Consider the following 22,814-nt stretch of genomic DNA (forward strand, 5'->3'; position numbering starts at 1 on the left):
CGCTCAGGCCTCAGCGTCGCGGCGGCGTCCGCCGAGGGCGCGCCCGTCGTCGCCCACGCGCTTCATCTCCGCGCGCAGCTCCTTGGGCAGGGAGAAGATGATGTCCTCCTCGGCGGTCACCACCTCGTCCACCTGCCCGTAGCCGTACTCGGCCAGCAGCGCGAGCACCTCCTGGACCAGCACCTCGGGCACGGACGCGCCCGAGGACAGGCCCACGGTGGCCACGCCCTCGAACCAGGACTCGTCCACCTGGTTGGCGAAGTCCACGCGCTCGGCGCGGGAGGCCCCGTACTCCGCGGCGACCTCCTTGAGGCGCACCGAGTTCGAGGAGTTCGCCGAGCCCACGATGATCACCAGGTCGCACTCCGGCGAGATCGACTTGATGGCCGCCTGCCGGTTGGAGGTGGCGTAGCAGATGTCGTCCGAGGGCGGGTCCTGCAGGTTCGGGAACCGCTCGCGCAGCACGGAGACGATCTCGAGGGTCTCGTCCACGGAGAGCGTGGTCTGGGAGAGCCAGATCAGGTTGTCCGGGTCCTCCACCTGGACGGTGCGGGCCTCGGCGACGTCGTTGATCACCGTGGTGTGCTCGGGCGCCTCGCCGAACGTCCCTTCGACCTCCTCGTGGCCGTCGTGGCCGATCAGCAGGATCCGCTTGTCCTGCTTGGCGAAGCGCACGGCCTCGCGGTGCACCTTGGTCACGAGCGGGCACGTGGCGTCGATGGTGCGCAGGCTGCGCTGGGCGGCCTCCTCGACGACGGCCGGGGACACGCCGTGCGCGGAGAACACGGTCAGGGCGCCCTCGGGCACCTCGTCCAGCTCGTCGACGAACACCACGCCGCGCTCGGTCAGGGTGTCCACGACGTGCCGGTTGTGGACGATCTCCTTGCGCACGTACACGGGGGCGCCGTGGTGCTCGAGGGCCTTCTCGACGGCGACGACGGCGCGGTCCACGCCGGCGCAGTAGCCACGGGGGGCGGCCAGCAGCACGCGCTTCTCACCGGACACGGGCGCGGCCGCCTCCACCTCCTCACGGGAGCGACGAACGCGCGGGACCTGCGGCATCCCGAGGCCGACGGCGGACGGGCGGGCGGAGACGGAAGGAGCGGACATGCCCTCCATGCTATCGGCCGGGACGCAGACCGGGCCCGGGCTTCGCCGCGGGCTCAGCGCGACGTGACGTCGGCGGCGGTGTGGGAGCGGCCCACCGCGGGGGGACCGTCCGCCCGGGCGGCACGGACCCGGCCACGCCGAGCGACCCAGAGCTCGGCCAGGGCCAGCAGCAGGCCCGCGGCCAGCACGATCCAGCCCAGGGTGGTCAGGGTCTGGGGGTAGGGGGCGACGGCGGCCGCGAACGCCGGGCGGGCGGCCTCCTCCATCTGCTGGACGAACGCGGCCACCCCCGGGGAGGCCCCCTCGGGCGCCGCGAGGTGGACCGCGTCCGGACCCAGGCGGGCGCCGCCGATCAGCCCGCCGGCCAGGGCGACCGCACCTGCCACGGCCACGGCGAGGCCCCGCCGCCCTCGGGGGGCGAGCAGCAGGGCGCCGACGAGTGCCAGCACGGAGGCGGCGGCGGCCCAGCGCCAGTGCGCGGAGGCGTCCACCCAGCGGTGCACGGTGGCCCGGTCCGTGCCGTCCAGGGCGTCGATGCGCGCGTCCATGCGCAGGGCGGTGCTGTCCCGCAGGTCCGCGGCGCGGTCGTACAGGGGCGCCAGCAGCGTGTCCGCGGCCCAGTCGCCGACGTCCGCGCCCACGATCCTCTCCAGCAGCGCCTGCGCGGGCAGGTCGAACCGGTCCTCGCGCAGGTCACGTTCGATGTCGCCCAGGGCGGCGGTGATCCCGGACTGCGCGACGGGACCGAACGGGATGGTCACGTCCGCGCCCGAGCCGGGCTCGTCCGCGCCCTGCGGGTCCTCGAGCTGGGCGAGCCAGGCGCGCCGGGCCTCGTCGGCGGTGTCGGACCAGCCCTGCACCACCTGCGGGTCGTCCGCCACGCGCTGGGCCAGCGGACGCAGCAGGTCCTCGGCCGCCTGGGCCAGCGGCCCCGGCACCTGCTCGGGGATGGTGTCGTGCACGACGTCGTCGATCACGCCCGGCACGGCGGCGCGGACCTCGGGGTCCACCGCGACCTGCTCCGTCACCCCGCGCAACAGCTCCGGGCGGTGCGTCGCCTCGTCGACGAGGGCACCGGCCGTCGCGAGCACCGCCAGCAGGCCCGCCAGGGCCGCGACGAGGACACTGAGAGTGGTGCGCATGAGGTCCTTTCCGTTCCGTTCCGACCCCGTCGAGCGTACCGATCCTGGCCGGAGGTTCCTCGGTCTGAGCGCCCCGACCGGGTCGGCGGCGGCCCCGGGGGACGCCCGGGCGCCGTCTTGCGCGTCCGGCGAGGGCGGTACGGTGGGCCCGTGCCCGGGCGGACCGGGCGCGGACAGGAGGGACCCGGATGGACCAGCCCGTGACCGAGGGCGCCCCGGCGGCGTCGGACGTGCCCGTCTCGGCACCCGCCCGCGCGGGCGAGACCTCCGCCGAGCGGCCGTGGCCCCTGCGCCGGCTCTCCGAGAACCTCAAGGCCCACATCGAGCGTGCCCCCGCCACGTGGATCGAGGGCCAGCTCATCGAGTTCAAGAACAACCGCGGCAACGTCTACATGACCATGCGGGACCTCGAGGAGGAGGTCTCCCTGCCGCTCACCGCCTGGCGGAACGTCGCCATGACCCTGGACGGGACCGTCCAGCAGGGCTCCCGCGTGGTGGCGCGCGTGAAGCCGAACTTCTGGCTCAAGGCCGGGCGCCTGTCCATGAACGTGCAGGAGATGCGCCCGGTCGGCCTCGGCGATCTGCTGTCCCGCGTGGAGCTGCTGCGCCGGGCCCTCGCCGAGGAGGGGCTGACCTCCCCCGCGCGCAAACGGCCCCTGCCCCTGCTCCCCCACCGGATCGGGCTCATCACCGGCCGCGACTCGGACGCGAAGAAGGACGTGCTCCGCAACACCCTGCTGCGCTGGCCCGCCGCCGAGTTCGAGATCCGTGAGGTCGCCGTGCAGGGCGCCGAGGCACCTCGGCAGGTGGCCGCCGCGCTCGCCGAGCTCGACGCCGACCCGGCCGTGGACGTCATCGTCATCGCCCGCGGCGGCGGCGCGCTCGAGGAGGTCGTGCTCCCCTTCTCGGACGAGGCGCTGGTGCGCGCCGTGGCGGCGGCGCGCACGCCCGTCGTCTCGGCGATCGGCCACGAAGCGGACCGCCCGGTCCTCGACGACGTCGCCGACCTGCGCGCCTCCACGCCCACGGACGCGGCCAAGCGGATCGTCCCGGACGCGGCCCAGGAGGCCGCGGGACTCGCCGACGCGCGCCTGCGGCTGGCCGCGGCCGTCGAGCGCCGCGTGCGCGCCGAGGCCGAGGGGCTCGCGGCCCTGCGCTCCCGGCCCGTGCTGGCCCGTCCGCACGTGATGGTGGACACCCGGCAGGAGGAGACGGACCGGTGGCGCGAGCGCGGCCGGTCTGCCCTGGGCCACCGGCTCGTCCGCGAGGAGGACGCCCTCACGCAGCTGCGCGCCCGCGTGCGCGCCCTGTCCCCGCAGCGCACCCTGGACCGCGGCTACGCCGTGGTCCAGCACGCCGGGGAACTCGTGCGCCAGGCCGATCAGGTCGCCACAGACGACCGGCTCGACATCCTCGTGGCGGCCGGACGGATCGCCGCGGACGTCGTCGCGACGCATCGGACCACCCCGACCCCATCCCACGAGAGGACACGACAGGCATGAGTGAACAGGGCATGGAGCACACGCAGGACGCGGGCCGCCCCAGCGGCGTGGAGGGCTTCACCTCCGCGGACGTCTCGGACGTGGCCCGGATGAGCTACGAGCAGGCGCGCGCCGAGCTGATGGAGACCGTGGGGAGGCTGGAGGCCGGTGGCGCCGGCCTCGAGGAGTCCCTGGCCCTGTGGGAACGCGGGGAGGCGCTGGCCGACCGCTGCCAGGCCTGGCTGGACGGCGCCCGCACCCGCCTCGACCAGGTGCGCGGCGAGGCCGCCCCCGACGCCGACTGACCACGCCCCCCACTTTCGTTCGAGAAACGGCGGCCTCCGCCACGCTTTCGTGCGAGAAACGGTGGGGCGGGGGCCATTGGCCCCCGCCCCCACGCGGCTCGCTCCCGACGTCGGTCAGGCGGTCTGGTCCTCGTGCTTGCCCTCGCTCAGCTCCTCCACGACCTTGGCGTTGAAGGCGTCGAGGTCCTCCGGGGAGCGCGAGGTGGTCAGCCCGTTGTCCACGACGACCTCCTCGTCCACCCACTGGGCGCCCGCGTTCTTCAGATCGCTCTGCAGGGACGGGTAGCTGGTCAACCGGCGGCCCTCCACGACGCCGGCCTCGATCAGGGTCCACGGGGCGTGGCAGATGGCCGCCACCGGCTTGTGCTGCTCGAAGAAGGCACGCACGAACGCCTGGGCGTCCTTGTTGACGCGCATGGCGTCCGCGTTCAGGGTGCCGCCCGGCATCACGAGGCCGTCGAAGTCCTCGGCCTTGGCGTCCTTCACCGTCGTGTTCACGTCGAAGGACTCGCCGTGATCCCAGTCGGACTGCATCGCGGTGATGGTGCCGGACTCCGGCGAGACGAGCACGGGGGTCGCGCCGACGGCGATCACGGCCTCCCACGGGGAGGTCAGCTCGACCTGCTCGACGCCGTTGGTCGCGAGGAACGCGACGGTCTTGCCGGTCAGCGGGGCATTCTGGTTGGCGTTCTCAGTCATGGGTCCACCTTTCGGATCGGATCCGGCGCGCCTCCGAGGCGCCCGATGTCCCTCCATCAACTCACCGCGGCCCCGTGCTTGGCAAGGTCCGGCCACCACTGCCCGCCCATCTCGACGACGGCGGCGTTCAGCCCGCCAGCAGCCGACGGCGGGCGGCCGCGACGTCGAAGTCCGCCTCCGGCCAGTCCAGCCCCATCCCCTGCAGGGTCTCGATGATCAATTGCTGCACCGCCAGCCGCGCGAACCACTTGCGGTCCGCCGGCACGATGAACCACGGCGCGTCCTCGGTGTCCGTCCGCTCGATCGCGATCCGGTACGCGTCCATGTACTGGTCCCAGTAGGCGCGGTCGTCGAGATCGGCCTCGCTGAACTTCCAGTGCTTCGTGGGGTCGTCCAGGCGGGCCAGCAGCCGCTCGGCCTGCTCCTCCGGCGAGATCCGCAGCATCACCTTGACGATCCGCGTCCCGGCGGCGCGCACGGCCGCCTCGAACTCGCGGATGGCCCCGTAACGCTCCTCCACCTCGGCCAGCGGGGAGAGCCCGCGCACGCGGTGCACGAGCACGTCCTCGTAGTGGGAGCGGTCGAACACGGAGACCAGGCCGGGCCGCGGCAGGTGCGGTCGGATGCGCCACAGGAAGTCGTGGGCGCGCTCCTCCGGGGTCGGCGCCTTGAACGCGTGCAGATGGACGCCCTGCGGGTCCATCGCCCCGATCACGTGGCGCATGATCCCGCCCTTGCCGGCGGTGTCCATGCCCTGCAGGATCACCAGCAGGGACGGCACCTCTCCCACGGGCGCGTCGCGCACCGACTGGGCGAACAGCAGCTCCTGCAGGTCGGCGAGCGCCCCGCCGCGCGCGGCCAGGTCCTTCTTGCCCTTCGCCTTGTCCCCGCCGTAGCCGGGCGTCGCGGCGGCGTCGACGTCGGCCGGGCCCCGGACCTCGTCCCCGCGGCGGGCGGCGAACAGCTCCCGGGCGGGGGCGTCGAAGACGCCGTCGTCGGTGGGGCGGGCGGGTCGTCCCGCTTCGGCGGCCGGGGTGTCAGCCATGGCGCTCCCTCCAGTCCTCGAGGAAGTCCTCGAGGCGGTCCAGGGCCACGTCCAGGTCCTTCACGCTGGGCAGCGTGACGAGCCGGAAGTGGTCGGTGTGCGGGTAGTTGAACGCCCCGCCGTGCGAGACGAGGATCTTCTTCGCCCGCAGCAGCTCGATGACGAACGCCTCGTCGTCGTCGATCGCGTAGACCTCCGGATCCAGCCGCGGAAACAGGTAGAGGGCGCCGTGGGCCGGCTGCACGGACACGCCGGGGATGGCGTTCAGTCGGTCCTGGGCGAGGTTGCGCTGCTCGAGCAGCCGACCGCCGGGCAGGACGAGGTCGTCGATGGACTGGTAGCCGCCCAGTGCCACCTGGATGGCGTGCTGCGCGGGCACGTTGGCGCACATCCGCATGTTGGCCAGCAGGGTCAGGCCCTCGAGGAAGTCGGCGGCCCGCTGCTTCGGTCCGGACACGGCCACCCAGCCGGAGCGGTAGCCCGCCACCCGGTAGGCCTTGGACAGGCCGGAGAACGTCAGGGTGAGCACGTCGTCGGACAGGCCGGCGGCGTTGATGTGGCGGGCGCCGTCGTAGGTGATCTTCTCGTAGATCTCGTCCGCCATGAGGACGAGGTTGTGGCGGCGGGCCACGTCCACGATGCCCTGCAGCACGGCGCGGGAGTAGACCGCGCCGGTGGGGTTGTTCGGGTTGATCAGGACGATGCCCTTGGTGCGCTCCGTGACGAGGGACTCGATGTGCTCGAGGTCGGGCTCCCAGCCCTCCTCCTCCACGCAGCGGTAGTGCACCGCCCGGCCCCCGGCCAGGGTGGTGGCGCCGGTCCACAGCGGGTAGTCGGGCGAGGGGACGAGGATCTCGTCGCCGTCGTCGACCAGGGCCGTGAGGACCATCGTGATCATCTCGGAGACGCCGTTGCCGATGAACACGTCGTCCACGCCGATGTCCCGGATGCCCCGGGACTCGTAGTACTGCGAGACAGCGGTGCGCGCCGAGTAGATGCCCTTGGAGTCCGAGTAGCCCTGCGCGTGCGGCAGGTGCTGGTGCATCGCCGCCAGGACGGCGTCCGGCGCCTCGAAGCCGAACGGGGCCGGGTTGCCGATGTTCAGCTTCATGATCCGGTGGCCCGCGGCCTCCATCCGCTGCGCCTCCTCCAGGATGGGGCCGCGCACGTCGTAGCGGACGTTCAGCAGCTTGGCGGACTGGCGGATCTGGCGGGGATGCGGGGTCGGCATGCCCCCATCATGGCACCCCCCGGGCGGTGTGCGTCACAGTCGCGTTCGTGCGACACGGGCCGGCACCCCGACCCCGTGCGAGCTCAGAACCAGGGGTCGCGGGGCACGAACCAGTCCTCGGGCGCGTCCTCCAGGCCCTGGTCCACCAGCCAGTACTGAGCGGCCTCGGCGACAGGAAGCGGGTCGGCGCCCGTGGTGAGCCGTTCGAGCTCCCGCAGGCCGTCGCCGTCGAGGGCGGACATCACCTCGGCGATGCGCTGTTCGGCGTCGTCATCCAGCGTCGCGGCGGAGCCGACGGCGGTCAGGCGCCCCTCCGGGAGCACGCGGCCGTCGTCCTCGAGCGGGACGAGCGTGTTCGCGTCGATCTCCGGATCCGTTCCGGTCAGCAGCGCGACCTGGGCCTCGTCCGCGACGACGGCGGCGGTCGGGTCCTCGGTGTCGGCCAGCCAGGTCTCGGGACGGCAGCCGGCGAGCCGGTCCAGGCGGGCGCGCAGGGCCGTGGCCGCGTCCGGGTCTGCCGCGGCGGTCAGGGCCGGGGGTGCGACGGCGGTGAGCGACTCGCACCGGCCGTTGAGGTCCGTGATCGACTCGAGCTCGAGCCGGGCCGCGGTGGGCTGGGTGACGACCGCGGTCAGGCGCAGCACACCCGCCGACGAGGACAGCACCGCCGGGGCCTCGGCCTGCGGTGTCCCCGCCGCGGCCGTCTCCTCGGCGAGCAGCGTCTCCAGGACGCGCCCGGCCGCCGGGGCGTCGGCCGCGGGGTCGCCGACGGGCAGCGCGGTGGGGCTCAGGGCGGCGGTGGAGGCGGTGGCCGAGGGGGTGGGCGCGGCGTCCGCGGACGGGCCGGCCTCCGTCCCGGTCGGCGTCGACGACGGGGTCGACGTCGGCGTCGGCGGGGACGGCAGCGCCGCTGCGGGGTCGGCCGCGGCGGCCAGGGCCAGGGTGTCCACGACGGCGACCGTGTCCCCGCCGGCGGCGGACCACGCGGGCTGCTCCACGGCGACGCCGTCCTCGTCCCCCACGGCGTGGCCGTGCAGGCGCAGGTGACGGGCCAGGACCGCCGCGACGGCGGCCTCCAGGCCCTCGCCGCCGTGCACGACCGTGATCGGTGCGCCTGACGCGGAGGGCGTCGGCGGGGCGTCCGCCTGCCGCGCGCACGCCCCCAGCGCCAGCGACAGCGCGAGGGCGGAGGCGGCGAGGGCCGTCGGGCGGCGGTGGGCGGGGCGGCTCACGTGGCCACCCCGGCACGGGCGAGCGCCTCGGTGACCCAGGAGGCGGTGCGCAGCCCGCTGAGCTCCGCGAGGTCGAACCAGCGTGCGTCCGTCGAGGATCCGCCGACCTCAGGGCGCAGGACGCCGCCCGTGATGCGGGCGGTGTAGAGGACCTGCACGGTGAGCAGGGGCAGCGGCTCGCCCCGCAGGCGCTTCTCCACCGGGATCGTCCCGGTCGTGACGCCCAGCAGGCCCGTGAGCTCGGCGGTGTGGCCGGTCTCCTCCCACACCTCGCGCAGGCACGCCTCCTCCGGGCTCTCGCCGAGCTCGATGCCGCCGCCGGGCAGCGTCCACTGCAGGAACTCGGGCCCCTGCCACGAGCTGAGCAGGACGCGGCCGCCGTCCACGATCAGGGCGTAGGCGCCGGCGCGCGTCTGGAACGGGCCGGCGGGGTGTGCTCCGGCGGCGTCCGGGGCGGCGGGGGTGGTGCTCATGGCTGCGGACTCCTGGCGGCGGTGGGACGGCCCGCGGCGGGCGACGCTGCGGGCCCGGCCAGTCTACGAGCACCGCCCACCGCGAACAGCGGCACGGCCCACCGACCCGCGCCCTAGGCTGGAGGACCACCCGTCCCACCCCCGGAAGGAGCAGCGCCCGTGGACACCCCGCAGGACCCGCCCTGCCGGGACGACCCCTCCGGCGGCCCCGTGGAGCCGGCCGTCGACGCCGCCCTGGACCGGGTGCACGCCCTGCTCCGGCAGGCCCGCGTCACCGCGGCGCCCGACGCCCCGACCGCCCTGGACGCCCGCGGCTGGTGGGAGCTCTCCCTCGAGGCCGCGCTGCGCGACGAGCCCCGGGAGTCCGCCCGCCTCGCCGACTCCGGCCTGGCCGCGCTCGTGCCCGGCCAGGACGACGTCCGCCTCGCCCTGTTGCGGGCGCTCGCCGTCGCCGCGGGTCAGGTCGGGGACGAGGCCGCCCTGACCCGCTGGGTGGAGGCCCGCGCCGCGCTGCTGCGCCACCTCGGCCGGCCCCGGCAGGCCGGGCTCGAGTCCCAGCTCGGCGCCGCCCTCGTGCGCGATCCGGACACGGTCGAGGCGGCGGTGCTGGCCGGCGTCGTGGAGGACGAGCCGGGCGCCCCCGGCGAGGACCCCGGGGACACCGTCCTGCCCGAGGCCGCCCTGGCCCTGGCCGTGCACCGCGTGCACACCGGGGACCTGGACGCCGCACTCGAGCTGGCCCGCCGCGTCATCGCCGTCCTGGGCGGGCTGCGCGCGGCCGGTGCCCTGCTGCCCACCGGCTCGTGGTCCAGCGCGCACCTGCTCCTCGCCCGCCTGCACCTGTGGCGGGGCGAGCACGCCGAGGCGGACGCGGCGGCCGCCGTCGTCACCGCGCTGCCCGCCGCCCGGGCCGTCCTGGCCTCCGCCACCACGGTGCGGGCGATCGCCGCCCACGAGCTGGACCGTCCGACGGCGGCCCTCGACCTGGCGTTCGAGGCGGCGGAGCGGATGGCCTCGGTCGGGCTGCGGCGCGGCGCCGCCTCCGCGGCGGCTCTGGCCGGGCGCGTGGCCGGCGACCTCGGCGGGTACGAGGAGGTCGCCGTGGCCGCGTGGGAGCTGGCCTCCGTGCACGCGGAGAAGGCCGAGGCGCCGGAGGCCTCGAGCCTGAGCTACTGGTGGGCGCACCAGCTCGTGCTCGCCGGCCGCGCCGACGAGGCCGAGCCCCTGCTCGCCCGGCTGGTGCGCCGGGAGGCCACCCACGGCCGGGACGTCGAGCAGGCCCGCGCCCTCGTGGACCTCGGCCACGCCCACCACGACCAGGACCGCGCCGAGAACGCGCTGCCCCTGTGGCGGGAGGCGGCCGGTCTGTTCGAGGCCCACGGCCAGTGGGAGGACGCCGCGCGCACGCTCCTGGCCGCCGGCGCCCTCGTGAACCGCGAGCGCGACGAACGCACCCGGCCCTCCGCCCTCGACCTGTTCGAGCGGGCGGTCGCGGCCGCGCGCCAGGCGGTGGACGAGGACCCGGCGGTGCTGCCGGCCGCGCTGCACGCGCACGGGTACCTGCTGTGCGAGTCCGGCCAGGCGGAGGGCCTCGACCTCCTCGAGGAGGCGCTCGCCCTCGTGCGGGACGCCGGCGCCGACTGGCAGGTGGCCGACTACACGGACACCCGCGCCCGGGCCCTGTGGTCACTCGAGCGGGGGCCGGAGGCGATCGCCACCGCGCTGCAGTCCGCCGACCTGTTCACGGCCGCCGGGGACCGCGAGGGCGCCGCGCAGGCCGAGCTCTTCGCCGCCTACGTGGTGGCCGAGGACGGCAGCCCCGAGCAGGCCGCGACGCTCTTCCGCCTGGTGTGCGACTCCACCGACTCCACGCTCGTGCGCCTCGGGGCGCTCACGGGCCTGCACCAGTGCCTGTCCGCCCTCGGGGACCACGACGGCGCCGCGCGCGTCCGGGACGAGCTCGACGCGCTCCGCGAGGGGCTCGGCGCGGACTGACCGACGCTCGAGGGGGCGGCCCGGCCCGGCGGGCCGGCCCGACGGCGGCGGCAGCCGTCGCGGGTCAGAGGCCGACGCGGCCCAGGGCGGCGTCGGCGGCGGCCCGGCGGGCGGACCGCACGGCGCGGGGCGCGGTCGGCTGCGCCGCGAGGGCGGCGAGCACGGTCGCGACGCGGGCGGCCAGCGCCACCTCGTCGACCTCGCTGCGGGCGTGGCGCCGGAACCGTGCGGCCACGGCGCGCAGCGCGGCGCCGCCGGCGCCGAGGTCCACGGCGCCGGCCTCGAGATGGGCGATCAGGACGGCCCAGTCGTCCACGCGGTGTCCCATGCCCAGGTCGTCGGCGTCCAGCACGCCGGTGATCCGCTCCCCCGCCGCGTCCACGTGCAGGTTCCCCGGGTGCAGGTCGCCGTGCACGGGCACGCGCGGGCCGGGCTCCCCGGCCGCGAGCGCCGCGCGGAGCCGGTCCGCCCGGGCGGCCGCCTCGTCCTGGGCCTCGGGGTCCAGCACGACGGCGGCCCACGTGGCGTGCTCGAGCAGGACGGCGGGTCCGCCGTCGTCCGCGTCGGCGCCCCCGGCCGCCCCGGCCGGGGGGGCCGCCGGCCCAGGGGGCTCCTCGGGCACCGGCGGCAGCAGGTCCAGCAGCGCGGCGACCCGCGCGGGGTCGAGCGCGGCGGCCTCGGGCCCGGCCAGCAGCGCCCGCCAGGGCAGGCCCGGCACGCTCGCGAGCGCGAGCACCCCGTGCTTCGGCGCCGCGAGGACGGCGGGCACCGGCACCCCGGCCGCCCCCGCGGCGGCCATGCGCCGGGCGACCCGTGCGGCGCGCGCGGGCGGGAGCACCTTCAGGAACGTGCGGGCCACGACGCCGTCGTCACCGGTCGCCTCGACGGCCAGGACCGCCCGGTCCCGCGGACGGTAGCCGCGCCACGTAAGGCGGGCCCGGCCCGGCGCCGTGCCGAGCAGGGCCGCGAGCGCATCCGGGTCGCCGGTCAGCGTGAGGCCCGGCAGGACGGGGTCGGCGGGGGCCCACCACCACAGGGTGCCGTCCTCCAGGATCCCGCGCTCGCCCGGGACGGGCGGGCACGCCGCGGCGGGGGCGGCGGGCGCGGCACCGCGGGGATGGTCACGGCGCGCTCCGCTGCGGGGGCGGCGGCGGAGGAGGCGGTCACCACCACGGGCTCGACCCGGGACGCGGCGGGCGCGGCGGCCGGACGCGGCGCCTCGGACTCGAAGGCCAGCACGGTCTCCAGCACGCGGCGGTCCCGCTCGGGGTCCGCCGCCGGGGCCTCGCGCTCCTCGGCCGCCGGGCCGGCGGGGCGCTCCGGGTCGACGACGGCGGCGGCGGGCCGGGCGCGACGGGTGCGGTCGCGGACCGCGAGGGCCCGCAGGCCGGCCAGCCCGGCCACGGCGAACAGGAGCGACCAGCCGGCCAGGGCAAGGGTGCCCGCGCCGAACGCCGCGGCGAGCCCGGCCACGAGGAACACGAGCAGGGCCACGAGGGCGGCGAGGAACAGCGCCGTGCGCCCCCACCGGATGTGCAGGCCGGTCCGGCCGCGGGCGGTGCGCGCCGCGTCGGCGGCGGCGCTCAGGCGGCCCGAGAGCCGGGCGGTCAGGGCACGGACGGCGGGCGAGCTCTGCAGGCGGTGCATGAAGGACCTCGGCATCGACGGGCGGGCGGGGGCGGACGCGAGACGATGGCGGCGCAGCACGAGCCGCCAGGCCAGGAAGGCCACGAGGGCCACGATGACCAGCGACGCGCTCACCCGGGCGTCGGCCAGCGCGTCGAGCGCGGCCTGCACGGCCGTCGTCGGCGCGGTGGTCTCATCCATGCGGTCAGCCTAGCGCCGGGGGCGGACCGGCCCGGCCATCGCGGCGTGTCCGCACGCGGCGTGTCCCTCCGGGCCGCTCAGGGGCGCGGCCGGGTGGCCAGCCACCGGGCCAGCAGGCCCTCGGGGACCTCCTCGGCGGTCACCGCGAACGTCCGGTGGTCCCGCCAGGCGCCGTCCACGTGCAGGTACGCGCGCCGCAGGCCCTCGTCGCGCAGGCCAAGCTTCGCCACCACCCGCAGGCTGGCCGCGTTCTCCGGGCGGATGTTGACCTCGACCCGGTGCAGACCGGCGCCGCGGAACGCCCAGTCCGTCGCCATGGCCACGGCCGTCGGCGTCAGCCCCCGGCCGGCCTCGCGACGGTCGACCCAGTAGCCGATCGAGCCGGAGAGCAGCGAGCCGTACTGGATCCCGCCCAGGGACAGCAGCCCCACCAGACGGTCCCGGTCCGGGCGGTCGTCGTCGAGGACCATGCCCCACGTGTAGGCGCTGCCGTCCCGGCCCTGGCGGCCGTGCCAGCGGACCACCTGCCCGAACGATGACGGGCCCGCGCCCGGCACGGGGCTCGTGGCGTCCCACGGCGTCAGCCACTCCCGGTTGTGCGCCCGCTGCTCCTCCCACGCCTCCCGGTCCCGCCGCCGCAGCGGCCGCAGGGCGAGGGTGCCGTGCCGCAGGGTCACGGGCCAGGGGGAACGCTGCCAGGACATGGCGTCGATCCTATGCGCGGCCGGGCGCGGCTCCGGTGCGGCGGGCATCATGGGGACATGCGCACTCCCCCTCCCGTGCCCGAGCCCGCCACCACGGGCCCCGTCGCCGGCGTCGACGACGTCGTGGACGCCAAGGCCGCCCTGCGTGCCCGCCTGCGCGCCGCCCGCCGCGACCGCTCCCCCGCGCGCCGCGCCGCCGAGTCCGCGGCCGCCGTCGAGCACCTGTGGGCGTGGCTGGGTCCGCGCGTGGCCGCGGCGACCGCGGACGGGACCGCCCCGGTGGTGGCCACCGTGCTGCCGATGGCCACCGAGCCGGACACCGGTGTGCTGCGCACCCGCCTGCTGGCCGCGGGGGCGCGGGTGCTCGTCCCCGTGATCGAGCCGGAACGACGCCTCAGCTGGGCTCCGTGGCACCCGGAGGCCGCGACCGCGCGCGCCGCGAACGCCCCCGTGGACGAGCCCGTGGGCGAACGACTCGGGACCGACGCGCTGGCGGCGGCGGCCGCGGTGGTCATGCCGGCGCTCGCGGTGGCCGAGGACGGGATGCGCCTGGGCCAGGGCGGGGGCTACTACGACCGCTTCCTCGCCGAGCTGCCGCAGGCCGTGCCCACCGTGGCCCTCGTGTTCGAGGACGAGCTGCTGCCGGCGGGCGCCATCCCCGCCGAGCCCACGGACCGGCCCGTGGACGGCGTCGTCACCGCGGCCGGGCTGCGCTGGGTCTGAGCCCGGCCCGCGGCGCGGAGTAGCATCGGGGGTCGGATCCCCCCAGAATCGCGCGCCCCGGCGCGCCCCGAGCGAGCTGGAGCTGAGCATGCCCACCTACGCCTACCGCTGCAAGGACTGCGGCCACGCCTTCGACGTCGTCCAGGCCTTCACCGACGACGCCCTCACCGAGTGCCCCGCGTGCGGCGGCGTCCTGCGCAAGCAGTACGGCTCGGTCGGCGTGAGCTTCAAGGGCTCCGGGTTCTACCGGACCGACTCGCGCTCCGGCACCGGCTCGGCCGGCGGATCGACCTCGGACTCGGCCGCCGGGTCCTCGACGTCCTCGACGTCGTCCTCGTCCTCCGCCGCCGCGGACTGACCGGCCGCATCGGACCGGCTCAGCCCCAGTGGGGCGGGCGCTGCTCGCGCAGCCAGCGGTCGCGCTCGGCCTCGGCCGCGCCGATCTCGACCCCGGCCGCGTCCCCGGTTGGCGCCGTCGCCGGCGACGTCCCGGCCTGCCCGGTCAGGCGGGGCATCCCGGGCAGGCGCGGCTCGCGGCCGTCGGCGGTGGCCGGACCGGTGCCCGGGGCGTCCGCCCGGCGCGGGCCGCGGCGGCGCGGCGCGCCGTCAGCGGACATCGTCGTCGGTCTCGTCCGTCTCGTCCGTCGGCTCCACGCCGAGCCGGTCGGCCAGCTCGCGGGCCACGGACTCGGGGTCCGCGAACACGTCGATCGACCACAGGGTCCGGGGCTCCCAGCTGCGGGCCTCGAGCCCCTCGGGCAGGGTCCGCGAGCGCTGCCGCACCGTGAGGGCGCGGTACACCTCGCCGCCGTCGCCGGCCAGGGCCAGCGGACGGGGCGCCTCGTCCTGGTCCGCGCGCGGGTCGAGCACAGCCAGGTCCATGACGCCGCCGTAGCGGGGCAGGACGCGGGCGCCGTGCTCCTCGAGCCGGTCGCGCAGATCGGCCAGCAGCGGATCGCCCACCATGCCCACCGGGTCCGCGGCGTCGTCGCCCAGGTAGGCCTCGAGCAGCCGCAGGAACCAGAGGGCGCCGCCGTCGAGCCGGTCCTCGTCCAGGTCCGCCGCGCGCAGCGCGGAGATGAGGTGCAGGCGGCGGCGTGCCCGGGTGAGCGCGACCGTGACCATGCGCTCGCCGTCCGGGTCGGAGAAGGCGCCGAAGTGGTGCACCACGCGGCCGTGCGGGGTGCGGCCGTAGCCAGGGGTGAGGATCACGGCGTCGCGCACCACGGAGGCGGCGCGCACGACCGGCACGATCACGAACGGCTCGGCCTCGGCGGCGTCCTCGCCGCGGCCGCGGGCGAGGAACTCGTGGGCCCACGGCGCCTGCGCGGCCGTGGCCTGCACGGCGGCGGCCACCCGGCGGGCGTGCTGCTCGGACACCGTGACCACGGCCAGGGACTGCTCGGGCCGGTCGCGGATGTGCTCGAACACGCGCTCCACGGTGCGGGCGACCTCGGCGTTCGTGGACTCGACCACGTCGCCGCCGGTCATCGGGATGCCGGTGCCCTCGGGCAGGTACTCGGCCGTGACGGCACGATCCCGGCCGGTGGCCTCGCCCGCGGTGGGCAGCGCGTCCAGGGCGCCGTCATAGGCGAGCGCGGAGAGCAGGCGCACGAGGCGCCGCTCGAGGGGGCGGTGCACGGTGCGCAGCGGCAGGGTGGGCAGCACCTCGTCCAGCGCGTCGTGGGCCGAGCGCAGCGGGCGCAGGGGCCCGGCGGTCGCCGTCGGGTCCACGGACACCTGGAACGACTGCGGGCGCCCGATCACCGGGTCGCCGAGGGCCACCACCTGGGGGGCGCGGGTGAGCGCGCCCATCGCGGTGGCCAGGGCGGTCGCGTCGGCCTCCAGCAGCACGACGACGTCGGCGCGCCACTCCGGGGGGAACTCGGACAGGGCCATGGGCGAGGTGGTGACCACCGGCACGAGCGGCTGCAGGAGCTCGGGGGTGATCGTGGCCAGGGACTCGACCGTGGGACTGCCCTGCTTGAGCAGGGTGCGCAGCACGGCCGCGTCCGCGCGATAGGTGCGCAGCGTCTCCCGCCAGCGCGCGGCCAGCGCAGCGGAGAGCCGGGCGCCGCCGCGCTCGAGATGGGCGCCGTCCAGGTCGCGGAACCCGCGCTCGACCTCGGCCAGGTCCGTGCCGCTCATCATGGCCAGGAAGTCGTCCCCGGAGATCATCGCCTCGAGCGCGGACTGCCACCACGCCAGCTCGAGCTCGGCGGTCAGGGCCTCGGTGGGCACCTCACGGTCGCGCAGGTCCTCGAGCAGCTCCGCCAGGCCGTGGTCGCGCAGGCTGTCCAGCACGAGGGTGCGCTCGGGCAGCGTGGCCAGGGTGTCGCGGTCCGCCACGAGCCCGTCGACGGCGGCCACGAGGTCGTCCACGTCGCGCTCGTCCAGCGGCCCCTCGGCCACGGCCTCCGGGGCGAGGACGGCCTCGAGCCGGCGCAGGTGCTCGCGCACCTGGCCGACGTGGCCCATCACGTGCTCGCCCTGGTCCGGCACCTGCGGGGGCGTGCCCGGCTCGGCGGCGTGGCGGTTCCAGTCCTCCAGGACGGCGGCGGCGTCCACGAGGGCGCCGTGCAGGTCCGTGGGCTGCACGCCCGGGCGGACCGCGTCCTTCGCCGCGCGGCGCAGGCGGGACCGGGCCACCGAGGACATCTCGACCAGGTGCAGGCGCCGCCACGAGCTGGTGGCGGTCGCCGCGACCAGCTGCGGCACGTCGAGGGAGAACACCTCGGGGGTGAACTCGGTGAGGGTGCGGGCCACACGGCGGTAGAGGTCCGCCTGCTCCGCCCAGCCGGCCACCGTGCGCTCGGGGCGCAGACCGGCCTGGGCGGCGGCGGTGTCCACGGCACGCCGGGTGGTGTGCAGGGCCGCCGCCAGCTCGTCGGCCAGCTCCGAGGCGGCCTCGGTCTCCTGCACGTTGCGCACGCGGGCGCCGAACCAGCGGCTCTCGGTGGCGGCGGCGGAGAACGCGCCGAGCTCCCCGGCGCGCACGAGCTGCTCGCCCACGGCCTGCCGGTTCACGGTGGAGTCCAGCACGGAGCGCTTGAGGCGCACGGTGGTGGCCGGCGGCGTCTCGAGACCGGTCAGGGCGGCCAGGGCCTGCATCGCCTGGAACGGCGAGCAGCCCCAGCGGGGGCGGACGTGGTGCAGCGAGCCGACGTGCTCCTGCAGCCGGCGCCGCCGTTCGGTCAGCGCGGCCTCGTCCCGGGCGGTGTCGGGCTCCACGGCCCGCTCGGAGCGCAGGACGGCCTGCACGAGCTGGCGCCGGAGCAGCTCGGGGTCCGCGTTGGCGGGCACATCCAGCGCGATCGAGCGCAGGTCCGCCTCCTCGAGTCGGTCGAGCACGTCGGCCAGGGCGGCGGAGCGCTCGGCCACGACCAGCACGCGCCGGCCCTCCCAGGCCAGGCGTGCGGCCAGGGCGGCGGCGGTCTGGGTCTGCCCGGTGCCGGGGGCGGCCGCCACGACGAGGGACTCCCCCGCCGCGGCGTGCTCGAGCACGCGCGCCTGGGCGGCGTCGACGTCGACGACGAGGCGCTCGTCCGCCGGGGCGACGTCGTCCTCCGCGGGCGCGCCCGTGGGCTGCAGCGCCGCCGGGCGCGGCACCATGCCGGTGCCGGCGTCGTACAGGGCCTGGACGACGGGCAGATCCTCGAGGGAGGCGGGCAGGGAGGCGGTCTCGCCGAGGTCCGCGAACGTGGAGACGAGCAGGCAGTCCTGGACGTGCAGGTCCGCGATCGCGGCGGTCTCCTCGCGCAGACGGGCGAACGCGGGGGCGGGCTCGAGGCGCGCCGTGGCGTAGGCGGCCTGCTGGTACGCCTCGGGGTCCAGGGCGATGCCGTGGTGCCGGCGCAGGTTCCGCACGAGCGCCGGGTTCAGGCGGGCCGGCTCGGTGATCTGGACCTCCAGCTCGTCCCGGCCCCGGGCGCCGCGGCGCACCGTCAGGGCCACGCGGGCCAGCAGCACGGGGGCCGAGCGGCGCTCCCGCCGGCCGTCCTCCTCGGCCGTCCACGTGGCCACGCCCACGGCGAGCGCGCCGACGTCGATGCCGCGCTCCTCCGCCAGCTCGCGGACCTTGGCGCGCAGGCCGAGGGAGACCTCGTGCGCCGCGTCCAGCACCGGGCCGGCCGGCAGCAGGGTGGACAGGCGGGTGCGCCGCCCCAGCAGCAGCTGCGAGACGCCGGAGGAGTTCGCCTCCGTGAGGTCGATGCTGTTGGCCGCCGAGGGCGCGAACCGCAGCATCGTGTCGTTCTCGGCGCCCGAGCCCAGGGAGGACACCCAGGCGGCCGGGTCGGGGCGGGTCTGCCCCTCGTCGGGGCGTGCGGCGGCGCGGGCGCGGGCCAGGCGCGGGAACTCCTGCTCGGTCACGTGCGTGCGGTCCTTCCTCCGTCGCCTGGGTCCAGGCGGTCTTCGTGCGGACGGCCGCCCCGGTCAGGGGCGGCCGGATGCGGCGCCGGACGCGCCGCTCACTCCCACTCGATGGTGCCCGGCGGCTTGCTGGTCACGTCGAGCACGACGCGGTTGACGCCGTCGACCTCGTTCGTGATGCGGTTCGAGATGCGGGACAGGACGTCGTCCGGGATCCGCGCCCAGTCCGCCGTCATGGCGTCCTCGCTGGTGACGGGGCGCAGGACGACCGGGTGGCCGTAGGTGCGGCCGTCACCCTGCACGCCCACGGAGCGCACGTCCGCGAGCAGCACCACCGGGCACTGCCAGATCTGGCGGTCCAGCCCGGCCGCGGTGAGCTCGGCGCGCACGATCGCGTCCGCGCGGCGCAGCAGGTCCAGGCGCTCCTGGGTGACCTCGCCGATGATGCGGATGCCCAGACCCGGACCCGGGAACGGCTGGCGGTGCACGATGCCCTCGGGCAGGCCGAGCTCGGCGCCCACGGCGCGGACCTCGTCCTTGAACAGCTCGCGCAGCGGCTCGCACAGCTCGAACTCGATGTCGTCCGGCAGGCCGCCCACGTTGTGGTGGGACTTGATGTTGGCCGCCCCGTCTCCGCCGCCGGACTCGACGACGTCCGGGTAGAGCGTGCCCTGCACGAGGAAGCGGACCTCGGTGGCGTCCGGGTCGTGCTCGGACTCGAGGACGATGTCCGCCTGCGCCTTCTCGAAGGTGCGGATGAACCGCTCGCCGATGATCTTGCGCTTGGTCTCGGGGTCGGTGACGCCGGCCAGCGCGGACAGGAAGTCCTCGCGCGCGTCCACCATCACGAGGCGGGCGCCGCCGTGGGCCTCGCCGAAGGCCTGCTCGATCTCGGCGGACTCACCCTCGCGCATGAGGCCGTGGTCCACGTAGACGCAGGTGAGGCGGTCGCCGATGGCGCGCTGCACGAGGGCCGCGGCCACGGCGGAGTCCACGCCGCCGGACAGGCCGCAGATGGCCCGCTTGTCCCCGATCTGCTCGCGGATGCGCTCGACCTGCTCCTCGATCACGCCGCTGGCCGTCCAGTCCGCGCCCAGGCCCGCACCCACGTGCAGGAACTGCTCGAGCACCCGCTGGCCGCGGGAGGAGTGGCCCACCTCGGGATGCCACTGCACGCCGTAGATGCGGCGCTCGCGGTCCTCGAACGCGGCGACGGGGGCGCCCGCGGTGGAGGCCGTCACGGCGAAGCCCTCGGGCGCCTGCGTCACGGCGTCGCCGTGGGACATCCACACGACCTGCTCGAGGTCCTGGTCCGCGAACAGCACGGAGTCGGCATCCACCGAGTCCAGGCGGGTGGAGCCGTACTCCCGGGTGCCGGTCTTGGCCACGGTGCCGCCGAGGGCGTGCGCGATCGACTGGAAGCCATAGCACAGGCCCAGCACGGGCACCCCGGCCTCGAGCAGCGCCGGATCCAGCTGCGGGGCGCCGGGCTCGTACACCGACGACGGCCCGCCCGAGAGGATCAGCGCCGCGGGCTCGCGCTCCAGGATCTGCGCCGCCGGGGTGGAGGCGGGCACGACCTCGGAGTAGACGTTGGCCTCGCGCACACGACGCGCGATGAGCTGCGCATACTGGGCGCCGTAGTCCAGCACCAGCACCGTGGGCATCACGTCGCTGAGCGGGGTGGGGGTGTCGGGGTGGGGGGCGTTCTGCGTCACCCGTCCAGGATAGTCGAGGCGCTCAGTAGCGCCGCGCGGCGTCCGGGAAGCGGTGCAGCTCGTCCCGGACCACGCGGGTCATGCGCTTCTCCACCACGAAGGACAGGAACGGCACGACGCCGCCGCCGGCCATCGCCAGCAGGCGCAGCGGCTCCCAGCGCATCAGGGACCACAGGCGGAACGAGGCGAGCAGGTACACCACGTACATCCAGCCGTGGGCGATGAGGATGAACAGGGACAGGTTCACTCCCCCGGTCACGCTGTCCGTGGGGTGCAGCCCCAGGCCGTTGGCGTCCCCGTCCAGGGTGGTGCCCCCCGCGTAGAGCTCCACGTGCATGCCGTACTTCAGCACCATCTCCGCCACGAGCAGCAGGAGCATGATGCCGGTGATCCACGCGCACACCACGTAGAGGCGGGTGGCGGAGCGGATCTGCTGCTGGGTGCCGGCGAAACGGCGCTGCTCCCGGCCCGGCCGCGGGGGCGGCTCGGGCAGGTCGGCCTCCGTGATGTCCTCGGGATCCGGCAGGCTGGCCGGGTCCACCGGCTGGGGGCCGGGGTGCTGGGTGCTCATCGGCTCTGCTCCTCTCGGGGCCCACGGGGGCCCGGGTCGCGGGGGTCGGGGCGCGCGGCCCCGTCGTCGTCGTGGTCCTGGCGTGGGTGCGCCGCGGCCTGCGCCGCGACGGCCCGTTCCTTGGCCTCACGCGCGGCCGCCCGGCGCCGCTCGAGCTCCTCGGCGCGCCACTGCGCGGCCCACTCCTCGTCGAGCCGGCGCTCGTGCTCGTCCCGGAGGTGGTCGTCGCGGACGAACCGCCACCACAGGAACAGGGCGAAGCCGGCGAAGAGCATCCACTCCACGGCGTAGAAGACGTTGAGCCAGATGATCTGGGTCTCCTCCGGCTGCGGGGCCACCCACACCGGCTCGAGCCCGCCGGGGCCGGCCGCGCCCGTCTCGGCGCCTGCGGCGTCGACCATCTCGAACGCCGCGACGTACGCCGCGTAGGACGGCTCGTCCCACACGTTCACCAGCTGGGCCGGGGCCAGGCTGCGGTACAGGAGCCGGTCGGCGGTGTCCTCGGCCGCGGCTTCGCGCGGCAGCGGCCCGTCCGGGGGCAGCAGGCGTCCGGTGACGGTGACCTGCCCGGTGGGCGCGGGGTCCACGACGTCGGCGTCGGCCGACCAGCCGCGGACCACCGGGACGACCTCGCCGTCCGGGGCGCCGGCCACCCGCAGGGCCGTGACCGTCCAGTAGCCGTCGCGGCCGTTCAGCAGGCGCGGGCCGACCAGGACGTCCGTGCCGGGCACGAACTCCCCCTCGACCGTGACGACCTGGTCGGCCTGCGAGCCGAGCAGGGCCTCGTAGGGGCGCACGTGCTCCAGGAACGGCACGGCGTGCTCGGTCTGGGTGCGCGGCGGCGGCGCGTTCGTCTCCGCGGACTCGAACTGCCACTTGGACAGCGCCACGAAGACCGCGGCCGCCACGAGGGCCAGCACCAGGGTGGCCAGCCAGACGGGCTTGAGGGCGGTGCGCAGCACGCCGTATCAACTCTTCCGGTCGGGGGTGCCGCCATGCGGCGGCGGGGATCAGACGGTCTGGGTGGGGGTCACGAGGACCTCCACCTTCTGGAAGTCCTTGAGCTCGGTGTAGCCGCAGGTGGCCATGGCGCGCTTCAGGCCGCCCATCAGGTTGGACGTGCCGTCCGCGTGGCGGCCGGGACCCCACAGGACCTCCTCGAGCGGAGCCACCTGGCCCACGTGGGTGCGGTGCCCGCGCGGCAGCTCCGGGTGGGCGGCCTCGAGGCCCCAGTGCCAGCCGCCGCCGGGGGCGTCGGTGGCGCGGGCCAGGGCGGCACCCAGGACGACGGCGTCCGCGCCCATGGCGATCGCCTTGACGATCTCCCCCGAGGTGGAGACGCCGCCGTCGGCGATCACGTGCACGTAGCGGCCGCCGGACTCGTCCATGTAGTCGCGGCGCGCCTCGGCGATGTCCGAGATGGCCGTGGCCATCGGCACGCGGATGCCCATGGCGCGGCGCGTGGTGGTGGACGCGCCGCCGCCGAAGCCGACGAGCACGCCGGCCGCGCCGGTGCGCATCAGGTGCAGGGCCGGCGTGTAGCCGGCCGCCCCGCCCACGATCACGGGCACGTCCAGCTCGTAGATGAACTGCTTGAGGTCCAGCGGCTCCTGGGTGGAGGAGACGTGCTCGGCCGAGACGGTGGTGCCGCGGATGACGAACAGGTCCACGCCCGCCGCCACGACGGTGCGGTAGAACTCCTGCGTGTTCTGCGGGGTGAGCGAGCCCGCGACGACGACGCCGGCCTCGCGGATCTGCGCGAGGCGCTCGGTGATCAGATCGGGGCGGATGGGGGCCGCGTAGGCCTCCTGCAGCTTGCGGGTGGCCTCGGTCCCGGCCGGGCCGGCCTCGAGGGCGGCGATCTCCTCGAGCAGCGGGCGCGGGTCCTCGTGGCGGGTCCACAGGCCCTCGAGGTTGAGGACGCCGAGACCGCCCAGCCGCCCCATCGCGATGGCGGTCTCGGGGCTCATCACGGAGTCCATGGGCGCACCGATCACGGGCATGTCGAACGTGTAGGCGTCGATGCGCCACGTGAGGCTGACGTCCTGGGGATCCCGGGTGCGCCGCGCGGGCACCACGGACACGTCGTCGAGGGAGAAGGCCCGGCGGCCGCGCTTGCCGCGGCCGATCTCAATCTGGTTCGTCACCGGGCCAGCCTAGCCCAGGCGCCACGGGGGCGGCGCCGAC

The 22,814-nt window shown here is 76.1% G+C and carries 21 protein-coding genes; 5 read left to right on the forward strand and 16 right to left on the reverse strand.

All coding sequences use genetic code 11. From position 1 onward, the window contains the following. Positions 1-3: 3 nt before the first annotated feature. Together J1M44_RS10360 and J1M44_RS10365 are read right to left on the reverse strand one after the other, a co-directional pair. A complete protein-coding gene (locus tag J1M44_RS10360) occupies positions 4-1,110 on the reverse strand; it encodes a 4-hydroxy-3-methylbut-2-enyl diphosphate reductase (protein WP_144819109.1) in 1,107 nt (368 codons plus the stop codon). 53 nt (positions 1,111-1,163) lie between these two features. Then, entirely contained in the window at positions 1,164-2,252 is a 1,089-nt protein-coding gene (locus J1M44_RS10365; protein ID WP_145032989.1) for a hypothetical protein, read from the reverse strand. Positions 2,253-2,440: 188 nt separating this feature from the next. Between J1M44_RS10365 and xseA the strand changes: the two genes are divergently transcribed. Then, positions 2,441-3,754 (forward strand): exodeoxyribonuclease VII large subunit, encoded by a 1,314-nt coding sequence (xseA, locus tag J1M44_RS10370; protein ID WP_145032992.1) that lies wholly within the window; start codon positions 2,441-2,443, stop codon positions 3,752-3,754. After that, positions 3,751-4,038 (forward strand): exodeoxyribonuclease VII small subunit, encoded by a 288-nt coding sequence (locus J1M44_RS10375; protein ID WP_049160329.1) that lies wholly within the window; start codon positions 3,751-3,753, stop codon positions 4,036-4,038. The genes xseA and J1M44_RS10375 overlap by 4 nt, the downstream gene beginning before the upstream one ends. A gap of 114 nt (positions 4,039-4,152) precedes the next feature. Here the strand turns inward: J1M44_RS10375 and J1M44_RS10380 are convergent, their stop codons facing one another. From J1M44_RS10380 to J1M44_RS10400, 5 genes are all read right to left on the reverse strand, one after another. Then, positions 4,153-4,737 (reverse strand): type 1 glutamine amidotransferase domain-containing protein, encoded by a 585-nt coding sequence (locus J1M44_RS10380; protein ID WP_206480940.1) that lies wholly within the window; start codon positions 4,735-4,737, stop codon positions 4,153-4,155. Between the two features lie 127 nt (positions 4,738-4,864). Further along, positions 4,865-5,782, reverse strand: a complete 918-nt coding sequence (locus tag J1M44_RS10385; RefSeq protein WP_145032998.1) for a PPK2 family polyphosphate kinase — start codon at positions 5,780-5,782, stop codon at positions 4,865-4,867. Beyond that, on the reverse strand, positions 5,775-7,013 hold the full coding sequence (locus tag J1M44_RS10390) for a pyridoxal phosphate-dependent aminotransferase (RefSeq protein ID WP_145033000.1): 1,239 nt from the start codon (positions 7,011-7,013) through the stop codon (positions 5,775-5,777). The genes J1M44_RS10385 and J1M44_RS10390 overlap by 8 nt, the downstream gene beginning before the upstream one ends. Positions 7,014-7,096: 83 nt before the next feature. Beyond that, positions 7,097-8,245: a glycine betaine ABC transporter substrate-binding protein gene (locus tag J1M44_RS10395; protein ID WP_145033003.1), complete on the reverse strand. Its 1,149-nt coding sequence runs from the start codon at positions 8,243-8,245 to the stop codon at positions 7,097-7,099. Further along, a complete protein-coding gene (locus tag J1M44_RS10400) occupies positions 8,242-8,718 on the reverse strand; it encodes an NUDIX hydrolase (RefSeq protein ID WP_101965826.1) in 477 nt (158 codons plus the stop codon). Before J1M44_RS10400 ends, J1M44_RS10395 begins: the two co-directional genes overlap by 4 nt. A gap of 159 nt (positions 8,719-8,877) precedes the next feature. On the opposite strand from J1M44_RS10400, the gene J1M44_RS10405 reads away from it, so the two are divergent. Beyond that, entirely contained in the window at positions 8,878-10,713 is a 1,836-nt protein-coding gene (locus J1M44_RS10405) for a hypothetical protein (RefSeq protein WP_145032733.1), read from the forward strand. A gap of 64 nt (positions 10,714-10,777) precedes the next feature. Here J1M44_RS10405 and J1M44_RS10410 read toward each other — a convergent pair whose 3' ends face one another. From J1M44_RS10410 to J1M44_RS10420, 3 genes are all read right to left on the reverse strand, one after another. Then, positions 10,778-11,572, reverse strand: coding sequence for a phosphotransferase (locus J1M44_RS10410; protein WP_206480941.1), 795 nt, complete (start codon positions 11,570-11,572; stop codon positions 10,778-10,780). A 128-nt stretch (positions 11,573-11,700) separates the two neighbouring features. Beyond that, positions 11,701-12,540 carry a hypothetical protein gene (locus tag J1M44_RS10415; protein ID WP_241253003.1) on the reverse strand — a complete coding sequence of 280 codons (840 nt, stop codon included), beginning with the start codon at positions 12,538-12,540 and terminating at the stop codon, positions 11,701-11,703. Between the two features lie 77 nt (positions 12,541-12,617). Further along, positions 12,618-13,244, reverse strand: coding sequence for a GNAT family N-acetyltransferase (locus J1M44_RS10420; RefSeq protein WP_206480942.1), 627 nt, complete (start codon positions 13,242-13,244; stop codon positions 12,618-12,620). A gap of 57 nt (positions 13,245-13,301) precedes the next feature. Here J1M44_RS10420 and J1M44_RS10425 point away from each other — a divergent pair, with 57 nt between their 5' ends. After that, a complete protein-coding gene (locus J1M44_RS10425; protein ID WP_241253004.1) occupies positions 13,302-13,967 on the forward strand; it encodes a 5-formyltetrahydrofolate cyclo-ligase in 666 nt (221 codons plus the stop codon). An 88-nt stretch (positions 13,968-14,055) separates the two neighbouring features. Beyond that, the gene (locus tag J1M44_RS10430) at positions 14,056-14,325 is read left to right on the forward strand and encodes an FmdB family zinc ribbon protein (protein ID WP_095353601.1); all 270 of its coding nucleotides are present in this window, start codon (positions 14,056-14,058) and stop codon (positions 14,323-14,325) included. A gap of 19 nt (positions 14,326-14,344) precedes the next feature. Here the strand turns inward: J1M44_RS10430 and J1M44_RS10435 are convergent, their stop codons facing one another. From J1M44_RS10435 to J1M44_RS10460, 6 genes are all read right to left on the reverse strand, one after another. Next, the gene (locus J1M44_RS10435) at positions 14,345-14,584 is read right to left on the reverse strand and encodes a hypothetical protein (protein WP_206480943.1); all 240 of its coding nucleotides are present in this window, start codon (positions 14,582-14,584) and stop codon (positions 14,345-14,347) included. Then, a complete protein-coding gene (locus J1M44_RS10440; protein WP_206480944.1) occupies positions 14,574-18,338 on the reverse strand; it encodes a DUF4011 domain-containing protein in 3,765 nt (1,254 codons plus the stop codon). Before J1M44_RS10440 ends, J1M44_RS10435 begins: the two co-directional genes overlap by 11 nt. Positions 18,339-18,436: 98 nt before the next feature. Then, positions 18,437-20,056, reverse strand: a complete 1,620-nt coding sequence (gene guaA / locus J1M44_RS10445) for a glutamine-hydrolyzing GMP synthase (RefSeq protein ID WP_158530772.1) — start codon at positions 20,054-20,056, stop codon at positions 18,437-18,439. 22 nt (positions 20,057-20,078) lie between these two features. After that, entirely contained in the window at positions 20,079-20,627 is a 549-nt protein-coding gene (locus J1M44_RS10450) for a DUF3817 domain-containing protein (RefSeq protein WP_010080440.1), read from the reverse strand. After that, positions 20,624-21,589 carry an SURF1 family protein gene (locus J1M44_RS10455; protein WP_002857602.1) on the reverse strand — a complete coding sequence of 322 codons (966 nt, stop codon included), beginning with the start codon at positions 21,587-21,589 and terminating at the stop codon, positions 20,624-20,626. The genes J1M44_RS10450 and J1M44_RS10455 overlap by 4 nt, the downstream gene beginning before the upstream one ends. A gap of 48 nt (positions 21,590-21,637) precedes the next feature. Beyond that, the gene (locus J1M44_RS10460) at positions 21,638-22,774 is read right to left on the reverse strand and encodes a GuaB3 family IMP dehydrogenase-related protein (protein ID WP_002857600.1); all 1,137 of its coding nucleotides are present in this window, start codon (positions 22,772-22,774) and stop codon (positions 21,638-21,640) included. Between the last annotated feature and the right edge of the window lie 40 nt (positions 22,775-22,814).

The organism is Micrococcus sp. KRD128, from assembly GCF_017168395.1.
Classification (GTDB): domain Bacteria; phylum Actinomycetota; class Actinomycetes; order Actinomycetales; family Micrococcaceae; genus Micrococcus; species Micrococcus luteus.

Excerpts from the sequence above, each read along its gene's own strand:
- J1M44_RS10425 (WP_241253004.1), top strand. The coding sequence starts at position 13,302 with ATGCGCACTCCCCCTCCCGTGCCCGAGCCCGCCACCACGGGCCCCGTC.
- J1M44_RS10385 (WP_145032998.1), bottom strand. The coding sequence starts at position 5,782 with ATGGCTGACACCCCGGCCGCCGAAGCGGGACGACCCGCCCGCCCCACC.
- J1M44_RS10415 (WP_241253003.1), bottom strand. The coding sequence starts at position 12,540 with ATGGATGAGACCACCGCGCCGACGACGGCCGTGCAGGCCGCGCTCGAC.
- J1M44_RS10400 (WP_101965826.1), bottom strand. The coding sequence starts at position 8,718 with ATGAGCACCACCCCCGCCGCCCCGGACGCCGCCGGAGCACACCCCGCC.
- J1M44_RS10375 (WP_049160329.1), top strand. The coding sequence starts at position 3,751 with ATGAGTGAACAGGGCATGGAGCACACGCAGGACGCGGGCCGCCCCAGC.
- J1M44_RS10450 (WP_010080440.1), bottom strand. The coding sequence starts at position 20,627 with ATGAGCACCCAGCACCCCGGCCCCCAGCCGGTGGACCCGGCCAGCCTG.
- J1M44_RS10360 (WP_144819109.1), bottom strand. The coding sequence starts at position 1,110 with ATGTCCGCTCCTTCCGTCTCCGCCCGCCCGTCCGCCGTCGGCCTCGGG.
- J1M44_RS10420 (WP_206480942.1), bottom strand. The coding sequence starts at position 13,244 with ATGTCCTGGCAGCGTTCCCCCTGGCCCGTGACCCTGCGGCACGGCACC.
- J1M44_RS10390 (WP_145033000.1), bottom strand. The coding sequence starts at position 7,013 with ATGCCGACCCCGCATCCCCGCCAGATCCGCCAGTCCGCCAAGCTGCTG.
- J1M44_RS10380 (WP_206480940.1), bottom strand. The coding sequence starts at position 4,737 with ATGACTGAGAACGCCAACCAGAATGCCCCGCTGACCGGCAAGACCGTC.
- xseA (WP_145032992.1), top strand. The coding sequence starts at position 2,441 with ATGGACCAGCCCGTGACCGAGGGCGCCCCGGCGGCGTCGGACGTGCCC.
- J1M44_RS10435 (WP_206480943.1), bottom strand. The coding sequence starts at position 14,584 with ATGTCCGCTGACGGCGCGCCGCGCCGCCGCGGCCCGCGCCGGGCGGAC.
- J1M44_RS10430 (WP_095353601.1), top strand. The coding sequence starts at position 14,056 with ATGCCCACCTACGCCTACCGCTGCAAGGACTGCGGCCACGCCTTCGAC.
- J1M44_RS10365 (WP_145032989.1), bottom strand. The coding sequence starts at position 2,252 with ATGCGCACCACTCTCAGTGTCCTCGTCGCGGCCCTGGCGGGCCTGCTG.